The 26,346-nt window shown below is 68.7% G+C and carries 20 protein-coding genes; 14 read left to right on the forward strand and 6 right to left on the reverse strand.

Annotated features, from left to right (window positions below; genetic code table 11):
• Positions 1-27: 27 nt before the first annotated feature.
• On the forward strand, positions 28-9,450 hold the full coding sequence (locus tag Voc01_RS14415) for a ricin-type beta-trefoil lectin domain protein (protein ID WP_203927909.1): 9,423 nt from the start codon (positions 28-30) through the stop codon (positions 9,448-9,450).
• A 22-nt stretch (positions 9,451-9,472) separates the two neighbouring features.
• Here Voc01_RS14415 and Voc01_RS14420 read toward each other — a convergent pair whose 3' ends face one another.
• Both Voc01_RS14420 and Voc01_RS14425 read right to left on the reverse strand, forming a co-directional pair.
• Positions 9,473-10,306: an SMI1/KNR4 family protein gene (locus Voc01_RS14420; protein ID WP_373873817.1), complete on the reverse strand. Its 834-nt coding sequence runs from the start codon at positions 10,304-10,306 to the stop codon at positions 9,473-9,475.
• 483 nt (positions 10,307-10,789) lie between these two features.
• Positions 10,790-11,515, reverse strand: coding sequence for a prepilin peptidase (locus tag Voc01_RS14425; RefSeq protein ID WP_239160185.1), 726 nt, complete (start codon positions 11,513-11,515; stop codon positions 10,790-10,792).
• A 291-nt stretch (positions 11,516-11,806) separates the two neighbouring features.
• Between Voc01_RS14425 and Voc01_RS14430 the strand changes: the two genes are divergently transcribed.
• From Voc01_RS14430 to Voc01_RS14485, 12 genes are all read left to right on the forward strand, one after another.
• The gene (locus Voc01_RS14430; RefSeq protein ID WP_203927911.1) at positions 11,807-12,091 is read left to right on the forward strand and encodes a hypothetical protein; all 285 of its coding nucleotides are present in this window, start codon (positions 11,807-11,809) and stop codon (positions 12,089-12,091) included.
• Positions 12,085-12,957 (forward strand): hypothetical protein, encoded by an 873-nt coding sequence (locus Voc01_RS14435; protein WP_203927912.1) that lies wholly within the window; start codon positions 12,085-12,087, stop codon positions 12,955-12,957. Before Voc01_RS14430 ends, Voc01_RS14435 begins: the two co-directional genes overlap by 7 nt.
• The gene (locus Voc01_RS14440) at positions 12,954-13,589 is read left to right on the forward strand and encodes an SAF domain-containing protein (RefSeq protein WP_203927913.1); all 636 of its coding nucleotides are present in this window, start codon (positions 12,954-12,956) and stop codon (positions 13,587-13,589) included. Before Voc01_RS14435 ends, Voc01_RS14440 begins: the two co-directional genes overlap by 4 nt.
• A complete protein-coding gene (locus Voc01_RS14445; RefSeq protein WP_203927914.1) occupies positions 13,589-14,398 on the forward strand; it encodes a CpaE/TadZ family protein in 810 nt (269 codons plus the stop codon). Before Voc01_RS14440 ends, Voc01_RS14445 begins: the two co-directional genes overlap by 1 nt.
• Positions 14,385-15,872: a TadA family conjugal transfer-associated ATPase gene (locus Voc01_RS14450; RefSeq protein ID WP_203927915.1), complete on the forward strand. Its 1,488-nt coding sequence runs from the start codon at positions 14,385-14,387 to the stop codon at positions 15,870-15,872. The genes Voc01_RS14445 and Voc01_RS14450 overlap by 14 nt, the downstream gene beginning before the upstream one ends.
• Positions 15,830-16,738, forward strand: a complete 909-nt coding sequence (locus Voc01_RS14455) for a type II secretion system F family protein (RefSeq protein WP_373873818.1) — start codon at positions 15,830-15,832, stop codon at positions 16,736-16,738. Before Voc01_RS14450 ends, Voc01_RS14455 begins: the two co-directional genes overlap by 43 nt.
• Entirely contained in the window at positions 16,735-17,574 is an 840-nt protein-coding gene (locus Voc01_RS14460; RefSeq protein WP_203927917.1) for a type II secretion system F family protein, read from the forward strand. Before Voc01_RS14455 ends, Voc01_RS14460 begins: the two co-directional genes overlap by 4 nt.
• Positions 17,575-17,596: 22 nt before the next feature.
• Positions 17,597-17,791, forward strand: a complete 195-nt coding sequence (locus tag Voc01_RS14465; RefSeq protein WP_203927918.1) for a hypothetical protein — start codon at positions 17,597-17,599, stop codon at positions 17,789-17,791.
• The gene (locus tag Voc01_RS14470) at positions 17,788-18,171 is read left to right on the forward strand and encodes a TadE/TadG family type IV pilus assembly protein (protein ID WP_203927919.1); all 384 of its coding nucleotides are present in this window, start codon (positions 17,788-17,790) and stop codon (positions 18,169-18,171) included. Before Voc01_RS14465 ends, Voc01_RS14470 begins: the two co-directional genes overlap by 4 nt.
• Positions 18,168-18,605 carry a TadE/TadG family type IV pilus assembly protein gene (locus tag Voc01_RS14475; RefSeq protein WP_239160186.1) on the forward strand — a complete coding sequence of 146 codons (438 nt, stop codon included), beginning with the start codon at positions 18,168-18,170 and terminating at the stop codon, positions 18,603-18,605. Before Voc01_RS14470 ends, Voc01_RS14475 begins: the two co-directional genes overlap by 4 nt.
• Positions 18,602-19,009, forward strand: a complete 408-nt coding sequence (locus tag Voc01_RS14480) for a hypothetical protein (RefSeq protein ID WP_203927920.1) — start codon at positions 18,602-18,604, stop codon at positions 19,007-19,009. Before Voc01_RS14475 ends, Voc01_RS14480 begins: the two co-directional genes overlap by 4 nt.
• A gap of 172 nt (positions 19,010-19,181) precedes the next feature.
• Positions 19,182-21,986 carry a LysM peptidoglycan-binding domain-containing protein gene (locus tag Voc01_RS14485; protein WP_203927921.1) on the forward strand — a complete coding sequence of 935 codons (2,805 nt, stop codon included), beginning with the start codon at positions 19,182-19,184 and terminating at the stop codon, positions 21,984-21,986.
• Between the two features lie 45 nt (positions 21,987-22,031).
• Here the strand turns inward: Voc01_RS14485 and Voc01_RS14490 are convergent, their stop codons facing one another.
• From Voc01_RS14490 to Voc01_RS14505, 4 genes are all read right to left on the reverse strand, one after another.
• Entirely contained in the window at positions 22,032-22,826 is a 795-nt protein-coding gene (locus Voc01_RS14490; protein WP_203927922.1) for a helix-turn-helix domain-containing protein, read from the reverse strand.
• 130 nt (positions 22,827-22,956) lie between these two features.
• Positions 22,957-23,241 (reverse strand): hypothetical protein, encoded by a 285-nt coding sequence (locus Voc01_RS14495; protein WP_203927923.1) that lies wholly within the window; start codon positions 23,239-23,241, stop codon positions 22,957-22,959.
• A gap of 203 nt (positions 23,242-23,444) precedes the next feature.
• Positions 23,445-23,996, reverse strand: a complete 552-nt coding sequence (locus Voc01_RS14500; RefSeq protein WP_203927924.1) for an N-acetyltransferase — start codon at positions 23,994-23,996, stop codon at positions 23,445-23,447.
• 267 nt (positions 23,997-24,263) lie between these two features.
• On the reverse strand, positions 24,264-25,472 hold the full coding sequence (locus Voc01_RS14505) for a helix-turn-helix domain-containing protein (RefSeq protein WP_203927925.1): 1,209 nt from the start codon (positions 25,470-25,472) through the stop codon (positions 24,264-24,266).
• Between the two features lie 62 nt (positions 25,473-25,534).
• Here Voc01_RS14505 and Voc01_RS14510 point away from each other — a divergent pair, with 62 nt between their 5' ends.
• The gene (locus Voc01_RS14510) at positions 25,535-26,254 is read left to right on the forward strand and encodes an HAD family hydrolase (RefSeq protein ID WP_203927926.1); all 720 of its coding nucleotides are present in this window, start codon (positions 25,535-25,537) and stop codon (positions 26,252-26,254) included.
• Positions 26,255-26,346 lie beyond the last annotated feature (92 nt).

The following is a 26,346-nucleotide window of genomic DNA, read 5'->3' on the forward strand; positions in this document are numbered from 1 at the left end:
GCGGTCGGGGTGCTTGTTCTCGCATCGATGATCGTCGCGCCGCCGCTTCCGGTGCGCGCTGAACCGGGCCTGCCGCCGGGGGCCACGCGGTCGGCGCCGAAGCAGTCGGTGGGTTCGGCTGCGGGCCGCTCGCACAAGGCCAGCACCGGCGACACCGCCGCGACACCCGTCGGACCTGCCGTCACCTCGACGGCCGCCCGGCCGCAGGTGCCCGGAGCGATAGGCCCCGAGCAGACGTTCGCCGACCCGGTGCTGCCGACGGCCTCGGTCAAGCCGCAGACGCTGGCACGGCACGCTGGCGGAGACATCCCGGCGCGGACCTCGAGCGGAGTCGTGCCGGGCATGTCCCGGGAGGTACCTACGGAGCGGACACCGCGGTCGACGGTGTTCGTGAATCCGGATGGGACGAAAACCCGTCGCCTCTATCAGGACGACGCGTTCGTCCGTGGCCAGCGTGGTGCCTACGTCAAGGCGGACCCGACCCTCCTGCGAACTGCGGACGGCCGGTGGGCACCGGTCGCGGCTGCGCCGGTCTCGCTCGCCCCGTCTGCGACCGACTCCACGCTGGCGACCATCGATCTCGGCGGGGGTACGACGGCGGGGTTCCGCCTCGAGGCCGCAGGTGCGGTGGGCGCCCAGGTCGGTAGGGACGGTGCCCGGTATCCCGACGTCCGGACAGCGTCCGACCTCGTCCTGACACCGACCATCGACGGCCTGAAAGAACTCATCGTTCTCAAATCACCCCAGGCGCCAACCTCATGGACGTTTCCCCTCGATCTGCACGGCGTCACACCAAGTCTCGACCCGGCCAGTGGCGATGTCCTTCTCGTCGACGACGACACCGGTGAGGTGCGGGCACGCATCCCTGCGGGGTTCATGTACGACTCGGCCATCGATCCGCGTAGCGGTGACCCCGCTGTTTCGCAGGCCGTAACCTACGCCCTGCAGAAGACCCGCAGCGGATGGGCGCTACGGGTCGACCTCGACTCCACCTGGTTGCGGGATCCGGCCCGTCGGTACCCGGTCACGGTTGATCCGGCGATCCGTCAGAACACCGGCACCGACGACACTTTCGCCTCGTCCCGGGACTGGCCCAACGGCGGCGCGAGCGACACCGTGCTGCGCGTCGGCACGTATGACGGGGTGGAGAAGGCCGCCTCGTACCTGCAGTTCAACAGTGCCATGAGCGCGTTGACGAACAAGTACATTCTCGGGGCGTCGCTGAACCTGTACAACGTCTGGTCGTACTCCTGCCGGCCCTACACGATGACGGTGCACCGGGTCACCACGCCCTGGTCGGCGTCCACGGTCAAGAAGTTCCCGGGTCCCGCCTACGACGCGGCCACTCCGGTGACCTCCGGACACTTCGCCTACGGCTACGACAGCTGCTCGGCCGACCGGTGGGTCAGCCTCGCCATCCCCGCCGACCGGATGACGGGGTGGGTACACGGAACGGAGCCTTTCTACGGGTTCACACTGCGCTCGGACACGAACAGCGTGGACAGTTGGAAGAAGTTCGCGTCGGCGAACAACGGTGACCCCGCAGCGATCCCGTTCCTCGACGTCAATTACGCGGACGAGGGCGCCGGCTTCGACCTGGCGTCGGAGACCTTCGACCCACCGGTGACGATCTCGGCCCCGGGTCGCATCACCGCCCGGGTAACCAACTGGGGCACGTCGACCTGGACACCCACGAACGGCTACCGGTTGCGGCATCAGGTGCTCAACAACGTCGGCACGGTGATGCAGACAGGCACCTGGACACTTCCGCATGTGGTCGCCTCTCACGACACGACTGATGTGCCAATCGTCGTCGGGGCGTTGCCAGTCGGGGACTACACCTTGGAACTAGACATGCTCACCCCCGACGGTGACGCCTTCCACGATGAGTACGGCTCATCCGCCGGTGCAGCCGATTTCGAGGTGGCCAACGGTCCACCGACCATCAATGGGAACTCTCCGTCCAATAACGGGACCGCCGAATCGCTCACACCTACCCTGTGGGCGTCGTACTACGACCCGGACAACTACCCGCTGGGTGCCCGCCAGTTCAGCTTCGAGGTGTGTACCGGAACGCCGGCCGCTCCGGTGGGGTGTCAGACGTCCGGGTGGACCGGGCTCGCTGGTTGGCAGGTGCCCAGCGGCGTCCTGTCCTGGTCGAAGCCGGCGTTCTGGTACGTGACCGTCTCCGATACCCAGCAGGCCTCGCCACGCATTGGGCCGCTCCACTTCACCCCGGTCGTTGCGCAGCCGCCCGTCACCAGCCACCTCGCGTCGAACCCGGACGGCGGGGACATGCCGAACGTCAACCCGTCCGTGGGCAACTTCGCACGTACCTTCACCGACGCTGCCGTTCTCACGCCGGGTCCGACGCTGTCGGTGCTGCGCACCTACAATTCGCAGGATCTGCGCGCTACGGGAGCGTTCGGGGCCGGCTGGGCAACGCCGTTCGACCAACGGCTGACCGTCGAACCGACCGGTGACGCGCTGGTCACCCTGCCCGCCGGCGGGCAGGTCCGGTTTGGCCGCAATCCCGACGACAGTTACGCGCCTCCGCCGGGCTGGAACCTTACTCTCGCGAAGACCACCGTCGGCACGACCAGTACGTGGGTGCTGAGGGACGCATCAGGGCAACGGCGGATGTTCGACGCCGACGGTCGACTGACCCAGCTCAGCGATGCCGACGGCCGCGTGCAGACCTACAGCTACCAGAACATCAGTGGCACCTGGCGCCTGACCGACGTGGTCGACGCCACCAGCAACCGCGGTCTGCACTTGACCTGGACCGGGGGGCATGTCACCGCTGTGGCCACCGATCCACCGGCCAGCGGCGAGTCCCCCCCGACGTGGACCTACAGCTACGCCGGAGACCGGCTCACCCAGGTCTGCACCCCGCTGTCTGCACAGTCCTGCACCACCTATACCTACACCGACTCGTCGCACTACCGGTCAAGGGTCATGGACGGCAACCCGATCGCGTACTGGCCGCTGGGCGAGACCAACGGCGGCAGCGCCGAGAACGTGGTCGCCCGCAGCCAAGGACAGTACGTGGCTACGTACAACTCCGTCACCCTCGGCACCGCGGGCGCGCTGAACGGATCACCGGACAAGGCGGTCACGTTCGCCGGATCGGCCACCAGCCAGGTGACCCTCCCGGACAACCTGGTCAACACCAACGCGGCGTTCTCCACCGAGCTATGGTTCAAGGCCGCCACCGGGCAGCGCGGAGTTCTCTTCGCCGAGCAGAACGCGCTTCCGGGCGGGGGCAGAAGCCACTACACCCCGATGCTGTACGTCGGGTTGGACGGCAAACTCCGCGGCCGAGCTCCTACCCTCATCGGGACCGGCCCGGTCATCGGGCTGGACGATAAGTGCCTTGACGTGGAGAACGACGGCACCGACGACGGCACCCCGATCCAGATCTACGACTGCAACGGCTCCGACGCGCAACGCTGGACCTTCGGCGTCGACGGCACCCTCCGCGCGTTCGGCAAGTGCCTGGACGTGCAGTTCGACGGCACCGAGAACGGAACCCCGGTCTGGCTGTGGGAGTGCAACGGCAGTGTCGCCCAGGAGTGGCAGGCCGTCGGCAACACTCTGTTGAATCCGCATTCAGGTAAGTGCCTGGACATCCCCTGGGACGACGCCACCAGCGGCAATGACCTGCACATCTGGGACTGCAACAACGATGCCAACCAGCACTGGCACCTGACCGGCGGAGACTCGCCGATGACCTCACCGCAGCGGGTCGACAACGGCCAATGGCACCACGTGCTGCTCACCGCAGGCGGCGACAGCCAGACCCTCTACCTCGACGGCGTCGCCATCGGCGCCGTCTCCGGCGCCCCGATCGACCACCAGGACCGCACTCGGGCCCTGGTCGGCAACGGCCATGCGAACGGTTTCGTACAGGCGCCAAGTGGTGGGTTCCCGTTCAACGGATCAGTCGACGAGGTGGCGGTCTACCGGTATCCGCTCAGCGCAACCCAGGCCGCCGAACACCACGCCGCCCGGGCACCAGGTACCCGGCTGGCCACCGTGGTCGAGCCCGGAAACTTCACCGCCGACACCATCACCTACGACCCCGCCACCGGCCGGATCGCCACCACGACCGACCGCAACGGAGCGACCTGGACGCTCGGCGTCCCTGTCGTTGGGCCAGACCAGCGTCAGGTCAGCGTCAATTCGACCGCCCGCGACGCGGTCACCTATACCTACGACACCCGACACGGTGGCCGGCTGGCCACCAGCGCCGACAGCTCCGGAACCCGCACCTGGGACTACAACGCGGCCGGATTCGTGTCGAAGCACACCGACGAGAACGGCAACGCGGTCACCTTCGATACCGACGCCCGCGGCAACGTCGTTGCCCGCGCCACCTGCCGAACGACGTCTGCGTGCAACACCGAATACTTCGGCTACTTCCACAACCCGACCGACCCCCTCGACCCACGCAACGACGTGCAGATCTGGCGAGCCGACGCCCGCTCGTCGTCGGTGACGGACACCACCTACCGCACCAGCTATCAGCTCGACACAGCGGGCCGCGTCACCACCGTGACCTATCCGCTGACGAACGGCGTGGCAACGAATCCCGCCGAGGAGTTCGTCTACTCCACGGCGGCTACACCTGCCGAGGGTGGCGGAACGGTCCCGGCCGGTCTGCTGATGTCTTCCAAGGCCCGTAACGGCGCGACAACCAGCTTCGGCTACAGCGCCAAAGGCGACCTGACCCGCAAGGTGGACCCGAGCGGACTGGTGACGACCTATGGCCATGACCTGTTGGGCCGCCGCATCACACTTGCAACGTCCTCGGACGTCGGCGGCACACACGTCGACTACGGCACCACCACCACGACCTACACCCCGGACTCGCGGATCGCTACGGAGACGAATCCAGCGGTGGTGAACCCGGTCACCGCGGTGACCCACACGCTCCAGACCACCTACATCTACGATCCGATGGGGCGGCCGACCCATAGCACCCTGTCCGACATTACAGGCGGCGACCCGGCCCGGACCTGGGTCTGGGGCTATGACCCCGCCGGCCGGTTGACATCGGCGAAGACGCCGAACGACGCCGCAATCACGCAGACCTGGGACGCGCGCGGCGACCTGGTCAGGCTGACCCGGCCCAATGGGCTGGTCCTCGAGTACACCTACGACCGGCACCGGATCGTGGAGACGGCGGCTGTAGGGTCGGGTGTCGATCCGGCATCGCCGTCGGCGACCCGGTTGGTACTGGAGTCGCGGGCCTACGACCCGGGCGGCCGGTTGGCCTCGACGGTTGACGCGACGGGCCGACAGACGACGTATGAATACTGGGGCGACAACCGGCTGGCCGATGTCTGGCGGACCGACCAGTTCGTCGGCCCCGGGAATCCGGACGGGTCGCCTGGCTGCCCGACCTGCAACCGGCTGAGGATCGGGCATCTCGCGTACGACGCGGCGGGGAATATCGTCGAATCGACAGACGCCCGTCAGACCCAGCGCTTCACCTACGATCCGTTCGGCAACGTGGCGACGCAGACCACCGAGATCGATCCGGCTGCCACCGCCAGCCGGACGTGGACGCTGATGTACAACGCCGACAGCACGGTGAGCCGCACGACGCTGAGCAACAGCAGCGCGTCCGAACGCGTGGACTACGAGTACGACACCGTAGGGCGGCTCAGTGCTGCAAAGGTGGACACAGGTACGGCCAACTTCCTGGTGACGCGGTTCGCGAGGGATCCTCGTGGCCTGGTCACCCGGGAGACTGACCCGGCCGGGGCCGTCACCGACTACGCCTACGACGTCACCGGCAACCCGTCGTCGATCACCGGAGCACCACGCACAATCTGGACGGCCGGAACGCGCACCGACAACGTGCAGCCCGTGACCGTGTACGGGTACAACACCTTCGGCGAGGTCACCGACATGGTCGACCCGAGCGCCGCACACACCCGAACGACGTACGACCAGATGGGCCGGGCCACGGAGATCACACTGCCCGCGTACACCCCGCCGGGGTCCTCGGTCGTCACGGCGAAGTACACCTTCGAGTATGACTTGAACGGGCAGACGAGCAAGATGACCGACCCACTCGGGCGGATCACCAGAACGACCTACGACCCGTACGGCCGGCCGCTCAGCCGCACCGACCCCGACCCGGACGGCGCCGGTCCGAAGGTCAGCCCGGTCTCCACGATGGCGTACACGCGCACCGGCGAGCCCGCTGAGGCGACCGACCCAACCGGCGGTCGCACGTCCGCCACCTGGGACCCGATCGGCCGGGCCGAGACGAGCACCGTGAGCGAGCGTCTCGGGGGGTCGACCGTTCATTACACAACCCGGACGGGTTACCGAGCCGGGAGCGCGTCGCCCGACCCGGTCTCCATGACCAGCCCCACCGGCAAGGTGACCTCCTTCGTGTTCGACGCTGCAGGCCAGCCGGTCCGGGTCACCGATCCGACCGGACGGTTCGTCGAGTACGGCTACGACGTGGCCGGCCGGACCGCTCTTGTCAAGCGCGGCACAATCGGAAGCCCCGACGCCTACTTCGGCACGATGGCCGGGATGCGGTACGACAAGGCCGGCCGCCTCGTCGAAGCCGGGCAGTGCCCGCTGGGAGACGCGGTTGTCGCGTGCCTGAACTCCGCGTACGGCAAAAGCACGATGACGTACGATAGCGTCGGCCGGTTCATCGGCCAGACCAGCCCGGAAGGTCGACCGACAAGCTACACCTACGACGGCGCTGGCCAACTCGCCTCGGTGAGCCAACGGCGGAACCCGGCCGACGCGGCGACGCCGACCACCGTGCAACTCGGCTACGACGTGAACGGCCGGCAGAGCCGGATGGTCGACGGCAACGGCAACGCCACCTATTCCACCTACACGCCGTGGGGCCTGCCCGAGTCCATGGTCGAGCCGGCGACAGCGGCCCACCCCGACGCCGCCGACCGCACTTGGACCACCGTCTACGACGCAGCCGGCCAGCCCGTTACCCAGAAGCTGCCGGGCAACGTGACCCGCGCCCGCACCTTCGACGGGCTCGGACGTCTGACCGGTGAGTCCGGCAGCGGCGCGGAAGCCGCGACGTCGGCGAGAAGCCTGGACTACGACGCGCTCGGTCGCATCGTGCGGATGGGCGGGCCGGCCGGCGACACCACATACACGTGGAACGATCGTGGGCTGTTGATGCAGGCGACCGGCGCAGCGGGCACCGCGTCGTACAGCTACGACGGCGACGGCAACCTGGCGTCCAAGACCGACGCCGCCGGGACCTCCGCCCTGACCTACGATGGGGCAGGTCGGCTCCTCACGGCCGGCGATCCGCTCATCGGCGTGGTGCAGACCTATTCCTACGACATGACTGGCAATCTCAGCAAGGTTGACTACGGTTCCGGGGCGTCGCGGGTTCTCACCTACGATCCGCAGTCGTTGCTCATCAGCACCGACACGTGGAAGAAGGCCGACGGCACCACGATCGGTTCGACCACGTACGCACACGACAAGGACGGTCTGCTCACCGGTAGAACCCTCAACGGCGCGTTCGGCAGCGGAACGAACAGCTACACCTACGACGGCCTCGGCCGGCTCGCGTCGTGGACCCGCCCGAACAACGAGGTGTACACGTATGGGTACGACGGTGCCTCGAACCGCACCGGCGTGACCGGACCCGCCGGCACCCGCACGTTCACGTACGACGAACGCAACCGGCTGCTGTCCGGCACCAACGGCGGCGACACCACGCAGGCCTACACGTGGAGCCCGCGCGGCACCACGGCAACCAGTACCAAGGACGGCGTCACGAAGACCTACAGCTTCGACGCCTTCGAACGCCTGACCAGGTTGGTGATGCCGAACCAGCAGACGATCGACTACACGTACGACAGCCTCGACCGGCTGGCACAACGCAACGGCGTAGACACGAAGTACGCCGACTTGTCAAACAACCCCGTCATGACCGGCGATGCCACCGTCTACCGCATTCCCGGCGGCACGCCCACCTCGTCGAAGGTCGGCACCGGCGCGGCACAGGCGCTGCTCACCGACCCCGTGCACGGTGACGGCATCGCCACCGCCAACCCCACCGACGGCGCCGTCAGCGCGTCCGTCACCTACGACCCGATGGGCAATCCCACTGTGTCCGGCACGGGCATCGTGCCGATCGGCTTCCAGGGCGGTGTCACCGACCCCGCCACCGGCATGACGAACGCGCACGCCCGCTGGTACTCGCCGACGAGCGGCACGTTCGCCTCCCGCGACACGGTGACGCTCACCCCCGATCCGGTCGCGCAGACCAACCGCTACGCGTACGCCAACGCCGCACCCACAACCTGGAGCGACGCCAGCGGACACGGCCCGGACATACCGCACTGCGCCGACGTGGCCTACGAGGTCGACTGCTACATCGCCGGCTTCGGCAACGGCCCTCTCCACAGCGGCGTGCTCGACTCTCGCCCAGAACGAACGGTGTCCCGTCCGGGAACGCAGCCGGGATCGTCGCGCAGCAAGGCCGCCAAGCCAGCCACGCCAATCCGGGTGAAGCCCCCTACGGCCCCCCGCAAGCCGTTCGGCACCGAACCGAACCAGCGCCCCGACACGGAGGACCTCAACGGCGGACAGCCGATCGTAAACCCGCCACCGCCGGTCCCACCCGTGACCACCCTTGAATGCTCGCTCGATTGCGCCGCGAACTTCGTCCCGATCAAGGATCCGCACGGAAGTCCCGACGGCGGCAGCGACCCGGAGCCCGGCTGCAGCGGCACCAACATGTACAGCGCCAGCTGCGAGGCATACCGCGGCCTGGTGGCAGTGCGACGAAATTCGCGGGTACCGACCATCTGGGCCCCGCCGAAGCTCAACCCATTGAACGAGCTGAAGGTGGGCCGCCTGTGGGGTCTCGGATTGTCGTTCGCCCTGCTGCTGATGCTGAGCAGCTCCGAGGCACCGAAATGGTCCTTCTACGAGTTCGACCCAGATGAGCGGGACAAGCGTGCGGACGGCTGCCTGGACGGCGAGGGCCCGCCACCGCCACCGGTCTACTACCCGCTAGACCAGTATCCCGACGGACGGGCGCAGGGCGTGGAGGCATGCCTTGCGCTGCCATGGGTCCAGAAGTTCGGCAGCGGTACTAATGGCGAGGACGTGCCGGGGTTCCGGGAGGGCATGAACCGGAGCCACCTCCTCGCGGACCAGTTCGGTGGGCAGCCCATACCGGAGAACCTCGTCGCGATGTGGGAGTGGGCCAACAAGAGCCAGATGGCCGTCATCGAGAACCTCATAAAGAAGCTTCTAGCCACGGGACAACGGATCTTCATGCAGGCGATCCCGATCTACGCGACGCCGAGCCACCCCAAGTACCAGGAGTACGGCGATGCTCCGCTGTTCGTGCGGTACATCATCATCACCCAGAGCGGAGAGGTGTACACGCGCAACGTAGAGAACATCAGGAAGCCGAGGTGACACGGAACCGTTTAGCTGCCTGTCATGCGACGCTGTCGGTCCAGACCGGCTCCCGGCCGCTGGTGGCTCTGACCATCCGCGAGCCCATGGCCCGTACGGCCGCCGCCACGGCGGTCCGGGCGTCGTCGTCGTCCTCCGGCGGAAACCGCACCACGATCCCGTCGGGGCCGTAGCCGGTGAGGAAGGCGAGCAACCAGTCGCGGTCGACGGCCTTGAAGTTGTCCGTCCGCCGGCCGAGCTGATCCTCGACGCTGCGACGGTCGGAGGTCGGCGCAAGGTGCTCGCGAAGAATCCGTAACCGGTCGGCCGACGGCACCTCACCGTCGGCCAATGCGATTCGAACCTCCCGACGATCGCGGTACCGGTCGAACCACGGGACGTCCGGCGGAGGACTCAACAGCTCCACGCGTGCTTGTCCGCTGAGGTAGCCGTACAGCAATTCCACGGCACCGCGGTCGTAGCGGTGGCCACCCTCCCGGACGTTCCAGACCGCGGTGGGCCAGTCGTCGGGTCGCCCCTCGGTAAGCCAGCACAGGTCCGTGCCTTCGCCGGTCTTCGCCCAGGGCAGCAGTCCGCCATTCTCCGGATACAGGGGGAACGGAAAGTTCTCGGGATCGTCGTCACGGAGGTCGTCGTACCAGGAAGTCAGCGCCTCCGCGTATTCGACGAGATCGAAGACGGCGTCGGGATGGGTGTCGAACGGCGTCAGCAGGGTGATGTCGTCGAACTGTCCCACGCCGTACCGGCGGAGCAGCTCCTTGAAATCGGCCGGCAGAGCGAGGCCGAGCCTCGCCTCCACGCGCTGCCAGTCACCATCTCCGTCGACTGGCAGCGCCGGCGGTGAAACCAGAGTCATGAGACGGTCAAGGGCGGAAACCACCGTCGTCACCTCGCGCTCGACTAGGGGAGAACTCTGAAGACCAAGACACTAACGCCGAGACGTTAAGCGGTGGCATCCGGCCGGTGGGACGAAGTGATCGAGGCTGTGCTGCGACGCGGAGGCTCCACGGACGACACTACGGCGCCAGCCTTTTGCAGAACAAGGTCAGGCCGTACTCCGTCGAGCCGGCCGCGATCTGGTGTCCGATCCCGCACATTGATAGCGACGCCTCTGCTGGCGACCGCCGATGGGCCGGGCGGGGCCCGCGGTCGCAGGATCGAAGCAGTGCGGATTGCCTCTTACTAAGCAGAACTTCCGCGGCGCGGGCCCGGTAAGTGGTTGGTAAGGGTCTGGTATGCGTCGCCGCGCATCGTGTCCTTAGTCCGATTCGTGCGAGCGGTAGCGGGGTGACGACACATGTGGGGCAACGGGCACGGGGCCGGCTGGCCGGCGTGGTCGTCAGGAGGCGACGGTGACGGCGACGGCAGCACCACCGATGAGAAACGGACCCATCGGGACGTGGGTGATCTGTTCGCTGCGTCCGGCCAAGACCACAGCAGCGACCAGCCCTTGCGCCACGAGGCCGAGCGCGATCCCCACGGCGAGCGCCTGCCAACCGAACCATCCCAGCAGCGTGGCGGTGCTCAGCAGCAACTTCGCATCGCCCAAACCAGGCCCAAGGCGGCCGAGGGTCAGGGTGAGTATGGCGAACGCCCCTGCGATGCCGAGGCCTGCGACGACCGCGAGCGCGAACTGCCCGGCACCATGCGGGCCGAGAGCGGCGGCCAGCCCGAGAAGGGCAACGGTTCCAGCCGCTGCGGGGTAGGTAAGCCTGTCGGGCAGCCGGTGAACGGCGGCGTCGATGAACGCGAGCGGAATCGCCCAGCCGACCCACCAGGCCACGGCCAACGACTCCAAGAGCGACAGCCGTCCAGCAGCGACCAGAGCCCCGATGTCGGCAATGGCGACAGCGGTCACCGCCTCCAGCCAGAAAGGCGGCGCACCGATGCGCGCCCGACAGAATCCGCAGCGGCCTGCGGGGTAGAACACCCGCGAGCTCAGCGGATCACCACAACTGTCGCAGCAGCGCCGCCAGGGAGTGCCAGCCGGTACGGCGTGGATGGCCACGGCCGCGCGGAGCAGGGGTGTGATCAGCAGCAGACTCGGCATCCGCATGAGATCCATGGGCGGGACAATACATCGAGATCTGTCGTCATCGTGACGGCAATCGCCGCGCTGGTTGCTATCGCGATGGCGGCGACAGGATGTGGCCAGAGCCGGGACCAGACCCCGGGTTCCACCGGTCACTCAGGCGCGGCACGGCCCTCTGCGACAACTGAACCACCTGAGACAGCCGAGATCCTCGCGGTATTCGAGGGCTACCGGCGTGCCCTTAGAGCCGCGAACGAGTCCGGCGCTGACTCCCCGAGCGAGGAGCTCCGGAATTACCTGACCGATCCGCTCCTGACCGAGGCGTTGGCCCAGCTGCATCGCAACCGGCTTCGAGGCGTCTACTACGCCGGCAACTCAGTAGCGCTCGACCCGAGGGTCACCGAGGTCCGGCCAGATGCGCAGCCACCGACCGCGGCGCTCGTGACCTGCGTCGACAACAGCGACTACCGGCTGGTCTACCGGTCCAACAACTCGCCGGTGGCGACACCGAGCGGCAACCGCCGAGTGGTGGCGTCCTACACCGCGACCTACGTGGACGGCCAGGGCTGGCGGATCAGCGACTCGACCAGCCTGGACCAACCGTGCTGAAGATCCTGGTCGCCGTCGTGGTCGCGGTCGTCATGACCATCGCGCCCGCGAACGCCGAGCCATCGGGCGGACACTGCCCGCCCGATGATCCCGAGTGCTACGTCTTCGACGACCTGCCTGCCGGCCCGCCCGGCGGTGGAACAGGCGGCCGGGGCGGAGGAACCGGGGGCAGAGCCGCATGCACTCTCGACGGCAAAACCGTGCCATGCCAGCTCGACGGCCTCGGCTCATACGTCGGCGGCGGCTGCTATGTCCGTCAGGTAGCAGCGCCGGTCCCCGATCCTCATGCCGGCGCCGGTGGCTGGTACGTCCGCACCTGCAACGTGTTCAGCGGCAACCCGTCCCAGTCCGACGCCGAGTGGTCGCTGAACCCACCGACCGGCGGCCCATCACCCGAGGAACTCGCACGGGAGGCGCTCGCCAAGATCCGGCTGCTCGGCGCTGCGGTCGGTACCGCCCCCGGGCCTGACGGAGCAGGCCTCGTCGGCCTGCCGGTCTGGCTATGGACGGCGGTCACCCCGAACACCTGGGGCCCGATCACATCATCGGCGAGTTCCGGTGGGCTCACGGTCACGATCACCGGCCGCGCTACGCGCATCGTCTGGTCGATGGGCGACGGGTCGACGGTCACCTGCCACAACCCAGGAACGCCGTACGACGCCGGCTACGCCGACCAGCCGTCGCCGAACTGCGGGCATGTCTACCAAAAGGCCAGCCGGTCCCGACCGAGCGGCGTCTACCGGATCTCGGCGGTCACGCACTGGCGCGTCGACTGGGCCGGCGGCGGCCAGTCCGGCGTCATCGACACCACGCGCCAGTCGAGCACGACGCTCGCCATCGACGAACTGCAGGTGGTTACGTCATGAAGCAGACGCCACTGGCGCCTCCGTCCACGCTCGGGCAGCGGCGTACACGCTGGGGCGCGCTCGCCCTGGCCGTCCTCCTCATGGCCGTCGGCGGCCTGCTGTCCGGCTTCGCGTACCTCGCGTCAACCAGAACCGAGGAATGTCTCGTGGTCACGCGGGCCGTGCCGGCCGGCGTCACGGTCACGGCTGGGGATCTGACGGCCGTCCGGGTCACCGTCACAGCGCCGCTCGCGCCGATCCGGTCCAAGAACATCCGGGACGCGGTGGGCAGGCGCGCCGCCGTCTCCCTCGTTCCGGGGACGCTGCTCACGGCGGCCCAACTGACCGACGAACTCCTGGTGGGACCGGACCAGAGACAGGTCGGCGTCGGCCTGCCGCCCGAGCGGATGCCGGCCCGCACGCTGCACCCGGGCGACAGCGTGCAACTGGTCACCACACCCGACGACCAGGAGACCGCGGCAACGATGGTGCGCCAACGGTTCGACGCCACCGTGGTCGATCTGAGCGGACGGGCAGCCGCCGGCGTCGAAGGTTGGGTCGTCTACGTGGCGGTGGCGGAGAACGACGCCACCCAGGTTGTCGCGCTCGCCGCCCAGGGCCGGCTGAGCATGGTGCTGCGGGTGGGTGGCTGATGGCGGTCATCGCAATCGCGTCGGCAAAGGGCTCACCCGGGGTGACCACGTCCGCGCTGGCCTTCACCCTGTCGTGGAGCAGCCGGATGCTTCTCGCCGAATGCGATCCGGCCGGCGGCAGCGCGCTGGCCGGATTCCTGCAAGGACAACTGCCAGCGGACCGAGGCCTGCTGCCCCTCGCGATCGCAGAGCTGCGCGAGAACGGCCTGGCGGCGGCCTTCCGAGCTCAACTCGTAGACCTCGAACCACCGCACGGCCGAAGGCTGCTGCTGCCGGGCCTGACCGACCCGGTCCAGGCCGGAACCCTTGCACCGCTGTGGAGTCGGCTGGCTCTCTTCTTCACCGAACTCGAGTACGCCGATCCGCCGGGTGACGTGATCGTCGACTGTGGACGGCTGGCCGCCGAACACGTCCCCTGGCCGCTGCTCGATGCCGCCGACGCCGTCCTGCTCGCCGTCCGGCCGACCCTGGCCTCCGTCGCGCCGGCCGTTCCGGTGGCGTCCGCACTGACCCGCCGCCTCCAAGAGGCCCTCGGAAGCTCCAGCTCGCTGGGGCTGCTCGTCATCGGCGAGGGCCCGTACGGCACTCGCGAGATTGCCGCAGGTCTCGTTCTTCCTGTGGTGGCAAGCGTTCCCGAGGACCGCCGAGCGGCCAGCGTGTTGACCAACGGCGGCGTCGTGAAGTCCCGCTCCCGGTTCATGCGGGCCGCCGCCGGCGCCGAAGCGTCTGTGCGGCAGTTCATCGGGCGGCACCGGCAGATCGTTCCGAGACGGCCCGTCCTGAAGGAGATTAGCGGTGGCACGATTTGAGCCCACCTTCACCGGTCCGGTAGAGGCTCACCGTTCGCCGGTGGTGTTCGTCCCACCGACCGTTGCGACGCGACTGCCCGTCCAGCGTGTGAGCAATGTCGACCACGGCGCTGTCAAAGAACTCCGGCAGAAGGTCAGCGAGCGGCTCACGGCCTGGCTGCATGATCACGGAGACACCACGAACGACGTGCGTGACCGGGAACGCGACCGTCTCGTCACCGAGCTGGTCGCGGAGCACGCGAACGAAAGGCGGCGCAGGGGCGAGCCGCTGTCCAGAGTGGACGAGGCCGCACTGCGGGACGCCGTCGTCACCGAGTTCGGCGAGCTCGGTCCACTTCGGACACTTCTCACCGATCAGACGGTCGAGGAGGTCCACGTCATCGGCTGCGACCGGGTCCGCATCACGCGCCGCGAAGGATCGGTTGAGTGGGGGCAACCGATCGCCGCGAGCGACGCGGAACTCGTCGAGATGCTGCAGGCTCTGGCGCGCCGGGCCGGGTCGACCGAGCGGTCGCTGTCGACGAGCCGGCCCACGCTGGACCTCCAGCTCCCGGACGGCAGCCGCCTCGCCGCGGTCTTCCAGGTCTCGCACCGGCCGGTCGCCGTGATTCGCCGTCACAACACGCTGAACGTCGTCCTGGACGACCTGGTCGGGAGCCGGCCGGACGTCGAGGAGATGATCGATCCGCTGATCCGGGACCTGCTCCGGTCCGCGATGAGGTCCGGCCTGAACATCATGATCGCGGGCCTGGCCGGCGCCGGTAAGACGACTCTCCTGCGTGCGCTCGCGGCGGAGATCCCTCCGAACGAGCCGTTCGTCGTCCTCGAAGAGAGTCGCGAGCTCGGCCTGCACACCGCGACCAGACACCCGGCCGCGATCAGCTTCGAAGCTCGCGAGGGCCACGGCGAACGCGGACCGGACGGACGCCCGGCGGGCGAGGTCACCATCGCCGACCTCATCCCCTTGTCGCTGCGGATGGGGGTGCTCCGCGTCATCGTCGGCGAGGTGAGGTCGCGGGAGATCGTCCCGATGCTGCAGGCGATGACGACGAGTCGCGGTTCGATGTGCACCATCCACGCCCGGCACCCGGCCGCCGTACCGGAACGCATCGTCGAACTCGCCCTCGCGCACGGCCGCGACATGACCGTCGAGCTCGCCCGGCGGATGGCCGGGAACGCGCTCGACCTGATCGTCTACGTCACGATCGAGGACGAGACGGCGGTCGGCGGTCGCAAGCACCGTTTCGTCACGCACATCGAGGAGGTGGACGGCGGCGGCGACGGCCGGATCACTACCACGACCATCTTCGGTCCGGGACCGGATGGACGGGCGGTCCCACGGCACCTGCCGAACCGGCTCCGCGATCCGCTCCTTCGGGTCGGCTACGACCCGAGGCAGCTGTCCGCCTGGATCGCGGCGGGGCACGGCGCATGGCAGCGGCGGCGATCCAGCGTCCTGCGGCCGGCGTCATGAGCCTGGCCATCGTCGCCCAGATCGGCGGAGTGCTGATCGTGGCCGGCATCGCCCTCGGCGTCCTCGCCTTCTCCAGCGCGGCCGGTCCGACGTTGAAGTTCCGCCGGCGCGCCGGCCGGCTGAGCGACCGGGACCGACGCCTTCGCCGGATCATCCTGGCGGCCGCGTGCCTGGGCGGATTCCTCGGCTGGCTGCTGACCGGCATGCCGGTCATCGGACTGGTCATCGCGGTCTCGATTCCCGGCGTGCCCTGGCTCGTCACCGTCGGCCGCAGCGAGCGAGAGGCGATCGCCCGCGTCGAGGCGGTGGGGGAGTGGACCCGCAGGCTGAAGGACATCTGCGGGACGGGCGTCGGCCTGCAACAGGCGATCGTGGCCAGCACCGCGACGGCGCCGGACGGGATCGTCGACGACGTCCGCATGGTCGCAGCCCGTCTGCAGGCAGGTTGGCAGCCGCGGAAGGCGTTGCTCTCCTTCGCGGACAGCCTCGACGACCCGGTGTGCGACCAGGTCGTCGCCGCGTTGATTCTCAACCTGACCGACCGCGGCGAGAACCTCGGCAACGTCCTCGCTTCAATCGCGACCGCGGCCGGCGCCGAGGTCGCCACCCGCCGGGAGGTCGAGGCCAAGCGGACCCAGCCACGGTTCGCCGTCCGCTTCCTGACCGGGATGACGCTGCTGACCTTCGCCTACGGCATCACCCGGGCCGAGTACATGAGCCCGTATGCCACGGCAACCGGCCAGGCGGTGCTCGCGGTTCTCGCCGCGACGTTCATCGCCCTACTGCTGTGGGTGCGGCAGATGAGCCTGCCCCCACGGACCGCGCGGTTCCTGACCGGCGCGGACGCAAAGGCGGACGATCAATGAGCTGGCACCTCACCGTAGGAGTGGTCGCCGGCGCCGTGGCCGGCCTCGGCGGGTTCGTCGCAATCCGTGAAGTGCTCCCGGCCGTCCCGCCGCTGGACCCGGCGTTACGGCGCCTGCACCACGGCGGTGACCGACAACGGACCCTGCTCCACACGTTCACGCGGGTCGCTCGACCACCGGACCGCGAGCTCGCGCTACTCGGTAGATCCAGGGAGCGGTACACCCTGACACTGCTGGCTGCCGCGCTCGCCGGCCTGGCGCTGCCCTCCGCGACGGCGCTCGTCGTGGTGCTGTCCGGCAGCGGTGTCGATGTCCGCGTTCCGGTGTTTGCGGGACCAGCATGCGCGGCGCTGTTCGTCCTGCTCGTCCGCCGCGACGTGACGGCGAAGGCGACTCAGGCACGGCGCGAGTTCGTCCGCGCGGTCTGCACCTACCTCGACCTGGTGGCGCTGCAACTGTCGGCGGCCCACGGCCCGGTGCAGGCGTTGGAGCAGGCGGCCAAGGTATGCAACGGCTGGGTGTTCGAGCGAATCCGCGAGGCGCTCCTCCGCGCGCAGCTTCAACTCAAGTTCCCATGGCAGGAACTGCGCGAGACGGCGGCGCGGATCGGCGTGCCGGAGCTCGGTGACGTCGGCGCCATCATGCAGTCCTCGGGCACCGAAGGCGCCCAGGTCCAGGACACCCTGCGCCAGCAGGCCGACAGCCTCCGCGACCAGCTCCGCACCGACGCGCTCGCTCGAGCCGAGGCGGTCACCGGACGACTCGACGTTCCCGGCGCCGCGCTGGTGTTCGTCCTCGTTGCGTTCGTCCTCTACCCGTTCATGACCCGACTCTGACCACAGTGGATGGAGACAAGTGATGGCCAACCGCATGGCGGCCGCGATGGCGGCACGGCTCCACCGGATCCGCATTGAGAGCGACCGGGGAGACAACCCGGTTCCAACCGCGATCATCATCGCCGGCTTGGCGCTCCTCGCGGCTGCCGTCGTCGGCTGGGCGGTGGCCCGGGCGAACGGCTTCATGAACACCGCACCCGGCGGACCGGCGACATGATGAGACGACTCCGCTCGGACCGGGGATCCGCAGCGGTCGAGCTCGCAATCCTGTTCCCGGCCGTCCTCCTGCTGCTGTTCGCCAGCATCCAGACCGCGGCCTGGTTCCTGGCCCGCAACGTCGCGATGACCGCCGCGCAGGAGGCGGTGACCGCGCAGCGCGCCTACAACGCACCCGACGGAGCGGGTCACGCTCGCGCCACCAGGTTCCTAAACGGTGCCGGAGACTGGCTCGTCGGCCCGACGGTCACGGTCGTGCGCGACGGCGACGACGTCTCTGCCACCGTGACTGGGCGCAGCCTCCGGTTCGTGGTGGCGTTCGACGTGTCGCAGACGGCCCACGGCAGGGTCGAACGGTTCAGCTCCGAGGAGCAGCCGTGACGCCCCGACGCCGCGACGACGGTTCTGTATCAGTCGAGCTGGCGATCCTGATGCCCGCGTTCCTCGTCCTCATCGCTCTTGCGGTGGTCGTCGGACGGCAGGCCGTCGCACAGAGCGCGGTCGATCTGGCCGCCCACGACGCTGCCCGCGCGGCGTCGCTGTCGCGTAGTGCGGCGGTCGCCGAGGACCGCGCGACGGACGCCGCCCGGCAGACGCTGGCGCGGCAGAACCTCGGCTGCGTCGAGCTGACGGTCACTGTCGACGTCGACGGGTTCGCCGTCCCGGTGGGCCAGCCGGCGTCGGTCGGCGTACGCGTCGCCTGCGAGGTGACGTTCGAGGACGTTGCCATGCCCGGCGTGCCAGGTAGCCGAGTGCTGACGGCGTCGTTCGAGTCCCCCTTGGACCGTTATCGAGGCAGGGGTGGTGGCGGATGACCAGTCGCATGCGCTCGGACGAAGGACGGATCAACGTGTTCGTCGCGACCGCGCTGCTCAGCGTCCTCGTCATCATTGGCCTCTCGGCCGATGGAGCCGGCATGCTCCGGGCGATCGTGCGCGCCGATCACATCGCGGCCGAAGCGGCTCGTGCCGGTGGGCAGGCGATCGCCCTGCCGCAGGCGGTCACCGGCGGGGACAAGGTACTGGACCCCGGGCGCGCGACCGCCGCCGCGCGGCAGTACCTGGATGCCGCCGGGGTGGTCGGCACCGTCCGAGTCGAGGACGGCGAGACGCTGGTGGTCACCGTGACGGTGGCCTACGACACCGTGATGCTCGGACTCATTGGATTTGAGCGGACGACGGTGACAGCCAGCGCCACCGCGCACCTGGTGTCTGGCTGAGTCGGCGATGATTCGACGATTCCTGGCCGCCGCGGCGGCGACCGCCGCGCTGATCGCGATCGTCGGTGGGGTGCCGGTCCTCCTCGTCGTGGTGGCCGGAAACCCGCTGCCGGCCGAGGTGCCCGCTGCGGACGAGGTCGCGTCGGCGTTGACGGCCCGGGACACCGGGCAGTTGTTCCTGCGGACGCTGACGGTCGTCGCCTGGCTGGCGTGGGCGTCGTTCGCGCTGTCGGTGCTGGTCGAGATTCCCGCGGCGATCCGCCGCCGGCCGGCGTTGCGGCTCGCCGGGCTGGGGCCGCAGCAACGGCTCGCGGCCGCGCTGGTCGCGGCGGTCATCGTGGGCGCGTCGGCGCCGGCTGTGGCAACCGCTTCCGTGACCCGGGCAGCGCCTGCCTACGTCGTCGCCGCAGAACAGCCGACCGGACAGCTGTACGTGGTTGCACCCGATGACCGGCTCACCGCTGTCGCGGAACGGTTTCTCGGCGAGCGGAGGCGGTACGACGACCTTGCACGTCTGAACGGGCTGCCGGACCCGGATCGGATAGCGGCCGGGCAGAAACTGGTGCTGCCGGTCGGCGCGGTCGACCGTGGAGCCCGACCGCATGCCGTTGGCCGCGTCGACGATTCGAAGCCTGCGGGGCCGCTGTCCTATGTGACCGCGCGCGGGGACCGACTGGCCGACATCGCCGTTCGGCTGACCGGGGACCCGGACCGGTATCGGGAGATCGCTCAGCTCAACGGCATCAGAGATCCCGACCGGATCGGCGCAAGCCAACGACTGCAGCTGCCAGCAGACGCGGCGGACCGAGGGCCGCGCGGGCACGCGACCGGGACGATCCTCGGCAGGCCGGTCTCCCAACCTCCGGCCGCTGCTGAGCCGACGCCGCCTCCACCAGATCCCGCGCCACCGTCCGCCCCTGCCGCCGAAGCACCTCCACCAGCCTCACCCACCGATGACGCGGACGCCGACGACAATGTGCTGGATCAACTGGTGCTCATCGGCGTTCCGCTGATGGCAGCCGGTCTCCTCGCGACGCTCGCCCTTGCGCTGCTACGACGCCACCGCCGGCGGCTACTGGAGCGCCGCCCTGTCGACGCGCGGATCGCTGACCCGGCCGAACCGAGAATCGAGTCCGACATGCGGGTCGTCGCCCAACCCGTTGCCGTTGACCGTCTCGATCATGCCCTCCGTGCGCTGTCCATCGAGCTCGCGGACAGGGATGCCTTGACGCTGCCCGATTTCATCGGGGTCTGGATGGAGGGGGACACCGTCCACACGTTGCTGACCCGGCAGCCGCCCGCTCCACCAGCACCGTGGGAACACGAGGAACTCACCTGGACGCTGCCGGCCGACGCCGGACTGCCCGAGGCCGACGGACAGCTCGCCCCGTTGCCGGCGCTCGCCGCTGTCGGTTCGCAGCCGGGTATGCACCTGCTCCTCGACCTGGAGCGCCTTGGCCTGGTCACGATCACCGGGGACACCGGACGAGCCGAGAACCTCCTCCGCTATCTCGCCGGCGAGCTGGCCTGCAACACCTGGAGCGACCACGTGGACGTCATCGTCGCCGGGTTCGATGCCGACGAGACCGCCGACCTCATCGCGCTGAATGCCGACCGCGTCACGGCGGCCGCCAACACGCGGGCCGCGATCGACCGTGCCCGGCGCCGCGTCGAACAGGCCGTCGCGTCAATGGACCGCGTCGGCACCGACCCGCTCACCGGCCGGATCCAGGACATCGTGGCCGACGCCTGGATGCCCCAGGTGTACCTCGTGAAGGACCCGACCATGGACGACCTCACCGCGCTGCAACGCCTCGACAAGGAGCTGGACAACGCCGGCCGGTGCACGGTCGTCGTCGTAGTGGTCAGCACCGAGCAGGTCGGCCGCTGGCCGGTGCACATCGACGACGACGGTCGGCTGAGCATCGACTTTCTCGGCCTCGCAGGCACGGACGAAACCCTGGAGGCGGCCAGCCTGTCGAGAACCGAGCTCGGCGCCATCTCTGGTCTGCTGCGCCAGGTCTCACCGTCGACTGCGGCGCCGGAGGAGCAGCCAGCTGTGGCGGACGCTGCTTCGTCCGTCCCCTCGATCGTGGTGCCGATCGCCGCACCGACGCCGCGGACGCCGTCCCGCGCACACAACGACCCGACGCTGGACCGCGACCTGCGCGACTGGGCCGACCCCGCGATACCGCGACCCCGGATCTCCATTCTGGGCCCGGCGATGGTCGAAGCCGCCGGCGTCGCGCCCGCCGACCGGCCACGGTTCTACACGGAGATCGTCGTCTATCTGGCCACGCGGGGAGAGCGCGGTGTTCTGAGTGACCAGCTCGACGAGGCGCTGTGGCCGGGACAGCGGGTCAAGGTCACCACTCGGCGGTCGGCGATGACGCGGACCCGCCGCTGGCTCGGCTCCGGCGCCGACGGTGAGCCCTGGCTGCCTGAGGCGACGGCCGACCGGCGTTACCGCCTGCGGGACGGCTACCTCCTCGACTGGGATCTGTTCCGGCGGCTGCGCGAGCGCAGCGACAGCCGTGGTCCGGCCGGCATGAGTGATCTCCGCCTGGCACTTGGATTGGTTCGCGGCGAACCGCTGGCGGGCGCTGACATGGCGTACTCGTCGGTGGCGCGCAACCCGTACACGTGGCTGCCGAACTCGGACATCCAACCGCACCACCTCACGTCTGCCGTGGTCGACGCCGCGCATCGGCTGGTCGAGCTGTGCCTGGCGAGCGGCGGCACGGCCGGTGCACGGTGGGCGGTCGAGCGGGCGTGGACGGCCGACCGCTACCGCACCAGCGACATCACGTGGCGGGACATGCTGCGGGTAGCTGCCGCTGACGGCAACACCGCCGAGCTCCAGCAGACCGTGACGGACCTGATGGAGTCCCGGGACGCGGAAGTGCCGGAGGACCTTGACAGCGAGACCTACCAGACTCTGTGTGAGGTTGCCCCGGACGTGGTTGGTCGGAGCTGATCACCCTGCGCAATCCCGCTGGTCCGTAGTGCTTCGACTGGTGTCTCAGACCTGGTACGCGCCGATGGACACGGTCTTGTCGTAGAGCTGCCGGAAGACGCGGCGGTACTCGCCGACCTCGCCGGGCTTCTCCAGATATCGGGAGCCTGTGAGCGTCTCGATGTGAGCCACAGACGGGTCATCGTCGTCTTGAAAATCCATGATGCTGAAGCTGCCGGCGCTCATGGCCGGATGCGAGCCCGCTTCCCACGGCAGCACTCGGACGTCGATGCAGTCGAGACGGTCAAGCTCCCGCAATCGACTGACCTGGTCAGCCATCACGTCGCTGCCACCGACCGGACGAGCGAACACGCCAGCGCCGATGATCACGATCAGCCTCAGCGAGGACTCCCTGGTGAAGATGCCATCCTGCCGTTCCTGATGCGCCTTGACCCGATCGCGGAGATCCGACTCCGATTCGTCGGGCTTGAGGGCCGTCCGGACCGCCTGGAAGTAGTCAGGCGTCTGGAGAAGATCGGGAACCAGCTCATGACGGTAGGCCCGGATCTCGTCGGCGATCGACTCCAAGCCGAGGTAGAGGCTGGACCAGGTAGGTGAGTCCTGGTGGTCCTCCCAGAATCCCAGACTGCTGATGGACGTCACTGCCAACGCCGTCAGGGCCTCTGTCGTCTCGACATCGGCACCGTAGAGCCAGCAGAGTCCGCGAACGTCACCGACCTTAATCCCGACCTTGCCGGTTTCGATACGCCACAGCTTGACTCGCGAGGCAATATTCGCCTCCTCGACGTCGCGCTCGGTCTTGCCGGCCGCCCTTCGGAGTATCCGGAGCTGCCGTCCCACTTGGCGTCGTGCGAGGGTCGGTCCTTGCAGTGGCATTCGAATCTCCCGTGACTTGCCGCTGTGCTCGACGCGGCCGTTGGCGCATGGGACGTCGGTCGAAGGAGGCGCGCAACGACCGGCCGCCCCGAAGTCACGCAGCGGTGGGCCGATCGAGGGACTCGGTCGCGGCGACTGGACCCGCGGCGAAGGTCAGGAGCACGAAGTCGACGCTTCCATCGCCGAGCGGGACGAGGCGCACAACGCCGTGCCGTCGTGCATCGAACGCCAGGTCGGTCTGGTATCTGGTCCCATCAGCGACGTACGGATCAGGAGCGACGTCGATGTCCCAGGCCCCGCAGCCGTTTCGCTCCAGCCGTTCCAGCTCCCGACGAAGCTGCGCGACGGTCATGAACTGCGAGATAGCCTGCGTGGTCATCGTTCTCCTCGTTGGATGATCATCATGGTCGGCGCGCCGTGGCGCGGGCGGTCGATGGTGACGGACGTCCGGGGCATTCGGTGCACCGCAGGCAGGCGCCGCATGCCGGGCACCACTGCAGCGACCGCTTGAAGGTGACGAACCCGATACCGAAGCCGATGGCGAGCGCTGTCACGGCAATAGCGGCTGCGAGCATCGGGCGGTCACCTCGCGCGGGGCAGGCGCGGGGCCCGCCACATCGGCCAGAACTGCGGCCCTCCGGGGTCACCGAACGGCGAGCCCGGCCGGTAGCCGTGGTGCGCGTACGAGTCCCAGGCCAGAGTGTCGTTGACCTCGAAGTAGCCCGGTAGCCCGCTCGCGTCGAGCAGCCTGTGGTGGTGCGTGAGAAGTGCGTTACCGCGTCCCAGATACCGCATGTCCGGACGGGCCGCGAGAAACCTCAGGTGATGGTGCGGCTCGGTCGGGTGGTGCAGATCGAACAGCCTGTCGAGGGTCAGAAACCGGTGCACGTGCGGTCCGCAGATCGCGTCGAGTTGCTCGCGGTCCTCGACACAGGAGGAGCCGCCGAGGTGGTGATGGAGCCATACGGCCGCCGCGCTCTCGTCGTCGCACAGGTAGACGGTGTCGTGGTCGACCGCGTGTTCGACCAGGCTGCGCGACCACGCGAAGATGACGGAACGCCGGTCCGCCGGATCTGTGACGAGCCACGCGGCCAACGTCGTGCCCACGAGCGCATCGGTGACGATCTCCGCCACGGTCGACGCGTCAAGACTGTCAGCGAGCCGAATCCGCGGCGACCTCATCGGCCGGGCCCGGCTTCCTGAGCCGATTGGGATCCGTGCCCCCGTCGACGGATCCCTGACTTCACGGTCGTCATCTCGCACTCCTCTGCTCCGGCGACAGGTGACCACGCCGGAAGCTGAGCCCGGCCGACGCGATCAGGACGCTAGGAGCGCCGGGGCTCAAGGAAGACCACCCGCGGTGGGGGACACACATGGTGTACCTCGCCGGCGAGGAACGTCTTAGGTTGTCAGGTTCGCTGCGGCGACAAGCGGGCGAAGCTCGGCTTCCGTGGCCGGCTTCCGACGACCCCAGAGCTGGCGGAGCGTCTCTCGAACCACGGAGCTGTAGCGCAGCTCCTCCGGCGACTCGCGATGGATCCGTTCGATCATGTGGATCGCCGCCACGTCCTCGTTCTTCCGGACGTAGCAACGGGCGGCGTCGAGGCGGAAGGTAAGCCGCCGCTCGACGGCGGGGGAGTTGCCGATCGCGACCTGTTCGGTGATCTCCAGGGCCTCGATGGTCCGGCCCAGCTCGACGGCAGCCGACACCCGGTGCAATGCCACGTTCGTCGGTCCAAAGACCATCCGATGGTGGTTGGTCTCCCCGGTCCGGGCCGCGATTGAGTCCGCGACGTCCAGGAGCCGGGACGCTTCCGCGATGTGGTCGTCGCGCGCGGCTTCGGTCGCCGCGAGTAGGTGCAGACCACCGAACACAGCCAATCGGGCCGGATCGCAGCCGTCCAGGCGCGGCTTCAACTCCTCGATGGCCCTGTGCAGGACCGCTCGCGCCTGCTCGGTCCTGCCCTGGGCGGACAGGATCATCGCCAGATTCCATGCTGAAGCACCGGCAAGGTCGGGATCGTCGGCGTCCAGCGCATAGGTGACGGCACGGTCAGCGGCGACCAGCGACAGTTCGTACTCGCCGACCCGCTTGGTCCACGTGCGGACGAGCTGGTAGAGCGTGCTCGACAACCGAAGAATCGACCTGCGCTCGTCACCCGTTGACTGCCACAGGGCGGCCTCGACATCCGTGACCAGCGCTGGCAGGGCCTGCCCGACCATGTCGTACCTGAACGCGGAAGCGGTCTGCCAGGCCTGCCAGGTCCGCTCGACGCGCTCGGCGAGGAGCGCCGGCCGTAGCACCTCACCCACAGGTGGATGCCGCTGCATGACGGCCGCGTAGACAGCGTTCGTAGCCGGATGGCCGCGGCGTCCGTCCGGCAGTAAAGACAATGGGACGCCCGTGAGCTCACGCAGATCCTTGATCCGCAGCGCCTCCGCGAACTGGATGAGCTGCGAGAACCGGGTGACCAGGCGATCGCCCGACTCGATCTTCTTCATCATCGAGAGTGAGATGCCGACGAGTCCAGCGAGCTCCGCCTGCGTGAGCCCTCGGCGGACCCGATGGCTGGCGATGCGCTGCCCGACGGCACACTCGTCGATCTCCACCGTTTCCCTCCGGAGTGCGCCCGACCGACCCAGGCTACGCCTCCAGATGACAAACTTGGCCGATGGCCAGCGGGAACGGCGACCTGACCTTGGTCCTCTGGGACATCGACCATACGTTGATCGAGACCCGCGGCCTGGGAGGCGAGTTCTACCAGCGAGCGTTCGAGAAGGTCACCGGCCGCCGGATGGAGCAGAAGGCCGACGTCACGGGGCAGACCGAGCCGGCGATCCTTGCCGCCACATTGGAGCTGCACGGCCTCGACGACAGTTCTGCCTACCAGGAGGCCTACGCGGAGTCGCTGGCAGACGAGTACCTGAAGCACTCGGATGAGCTGCTTGCGCGGGGACGGGCGTTACCGGGTGCCCGCGAGATTCTCGCGGCGTTGGCCGAGCGGGATGACGTCGTTCAGACGGTCCTGTCAGGCAACCTGCGGGCGGTGTCAGCGATCAAGCTGCGGACGTTCGACCTGGACCGCTATCTGGACATCACCATTGGTGCGTACGGCGATGACGATCGGCACCGTCCTCGTCTGGTCGCCGTCGCGCAGGGGCGGGCCGCTGAGCGTCACGGCGCTGAGTTCGGCCGCGGCAACACCGTGGTCGTCGGAGACAGCACCCACGACGTCGCCACAGCGGTCGAAGGCGGCGCCTCCATCGTCGCGGTGGCGTCCGGCTCTTCCGACGAGGAAGCGTTGACGCAGGCCGGTGCCACGATCGTCCTGCCTGATCTTGCGGACACGGAGCGGGTCTTAGCTGCTGTTATCGGCGGACCGCGAGCGTAGCGAAAGCCTGGGAAGGATTTGGTAAGCGGTAGCAGTGATGCTCTGGGCACGGTCGGTCATCCATCGTGGATAGACTGACATGGATCGATCTT

The organism is Virgisporangium ochraceum, assembly GCF_016863655.1.
Taxonomy (GTDB): Bacteria; Actinomycetota; Actinomycetes; order Mycobacteriales; family Micromonosporaceae; genus Virgisporangium; species Virgisporangium ochraceum.

Bases quoted from the DNA above. Each gene is read 5' to 3' on its own strand.
- Voc01_RS14470 (WP_203927919.1), top strand. From the start codon at position 17,788: ATGATGAGACGACTCCGCTCGGACCGGGGATCCGCAGCGGTCGAGCTC.
- Voc01_RS14420 (WP_373873817.1), bottom strand. From the start codon at position 10,306: ATGACTCTGGTTTCACCGCCGGCGCTGCCAGTCGACGGAGATGGTGAC.
- Voc01_RS14415 (WP_203927909.1), top strand. From the start codon at position 28: ATGATCGTCGCGCCGCCGCTTCCGGTGCGCGCTGAACCGGGCCTGCCG.
- Voc01_RS14480 (WP_203927920.1), top strand. From the start codon at position 18,602: ATGACCAGTCGCATGCGCTCGGACGAAGGACGGATCAACGTGTTCGTC.
- Voc01_RS14460 (WP_203927917.1), top strand. From the start codon at position 16,735: ATGAGCTGGCACCTCACCGTAGGAGTGGTCGCCGGCGCCGTGGCCGGC.
- Voc01_RS14465 (WP_203927918.1), top strand. From the start codon at position 17,597: ATGGCCAACCGCATGGCGGCCGCGATGGCGGCACGGCTCCACCGGATC.
- Voc01_RS14440 (WP_203927913.1), top strand. From the start codon at position 12,954: ATGAAGCAGACGCCACTGGCGCCTCCGTCCACGCTCGGGCAGCGGCGT.
- Voc01_RS14510 (WP_203927926.1), top strand. From the start codon at position 25,535: ATGGCCAGCGGGAACGGCGACCTGACCTTGGTCCTCTGGGACATCGAC.
- Voc01_RS14425 (WP_239160185.1), bottom strand. From the start codon at position 11,515: ATGGATCTCATGCGGATGCCGAGTCTGCTGCTGATCACACCCCTGCTC.
- Voc01_RS14495 (WP_203927923.1), bottom strand. From the start codon at position 23,241: ATGACCACGCAGGCTATCTCGCAGTTCATGACCGTCGCGCAGCTTCGT.
- Voc01_RS14445 (WP_203927914.1), top strand. From the start codon at position 13,589: ATGGCGGTCATCGCAATCGCGTCGGCAAAGGGCTCACCCGGGGTGACC.
- Voc01_RS14455 (WP_373873818.1), top strand. From the start codon at position 15,830: ATGGCAGCGGCGGCGATCCAGCGTCCTGCGGCCGGCGTCATGAGCCTG.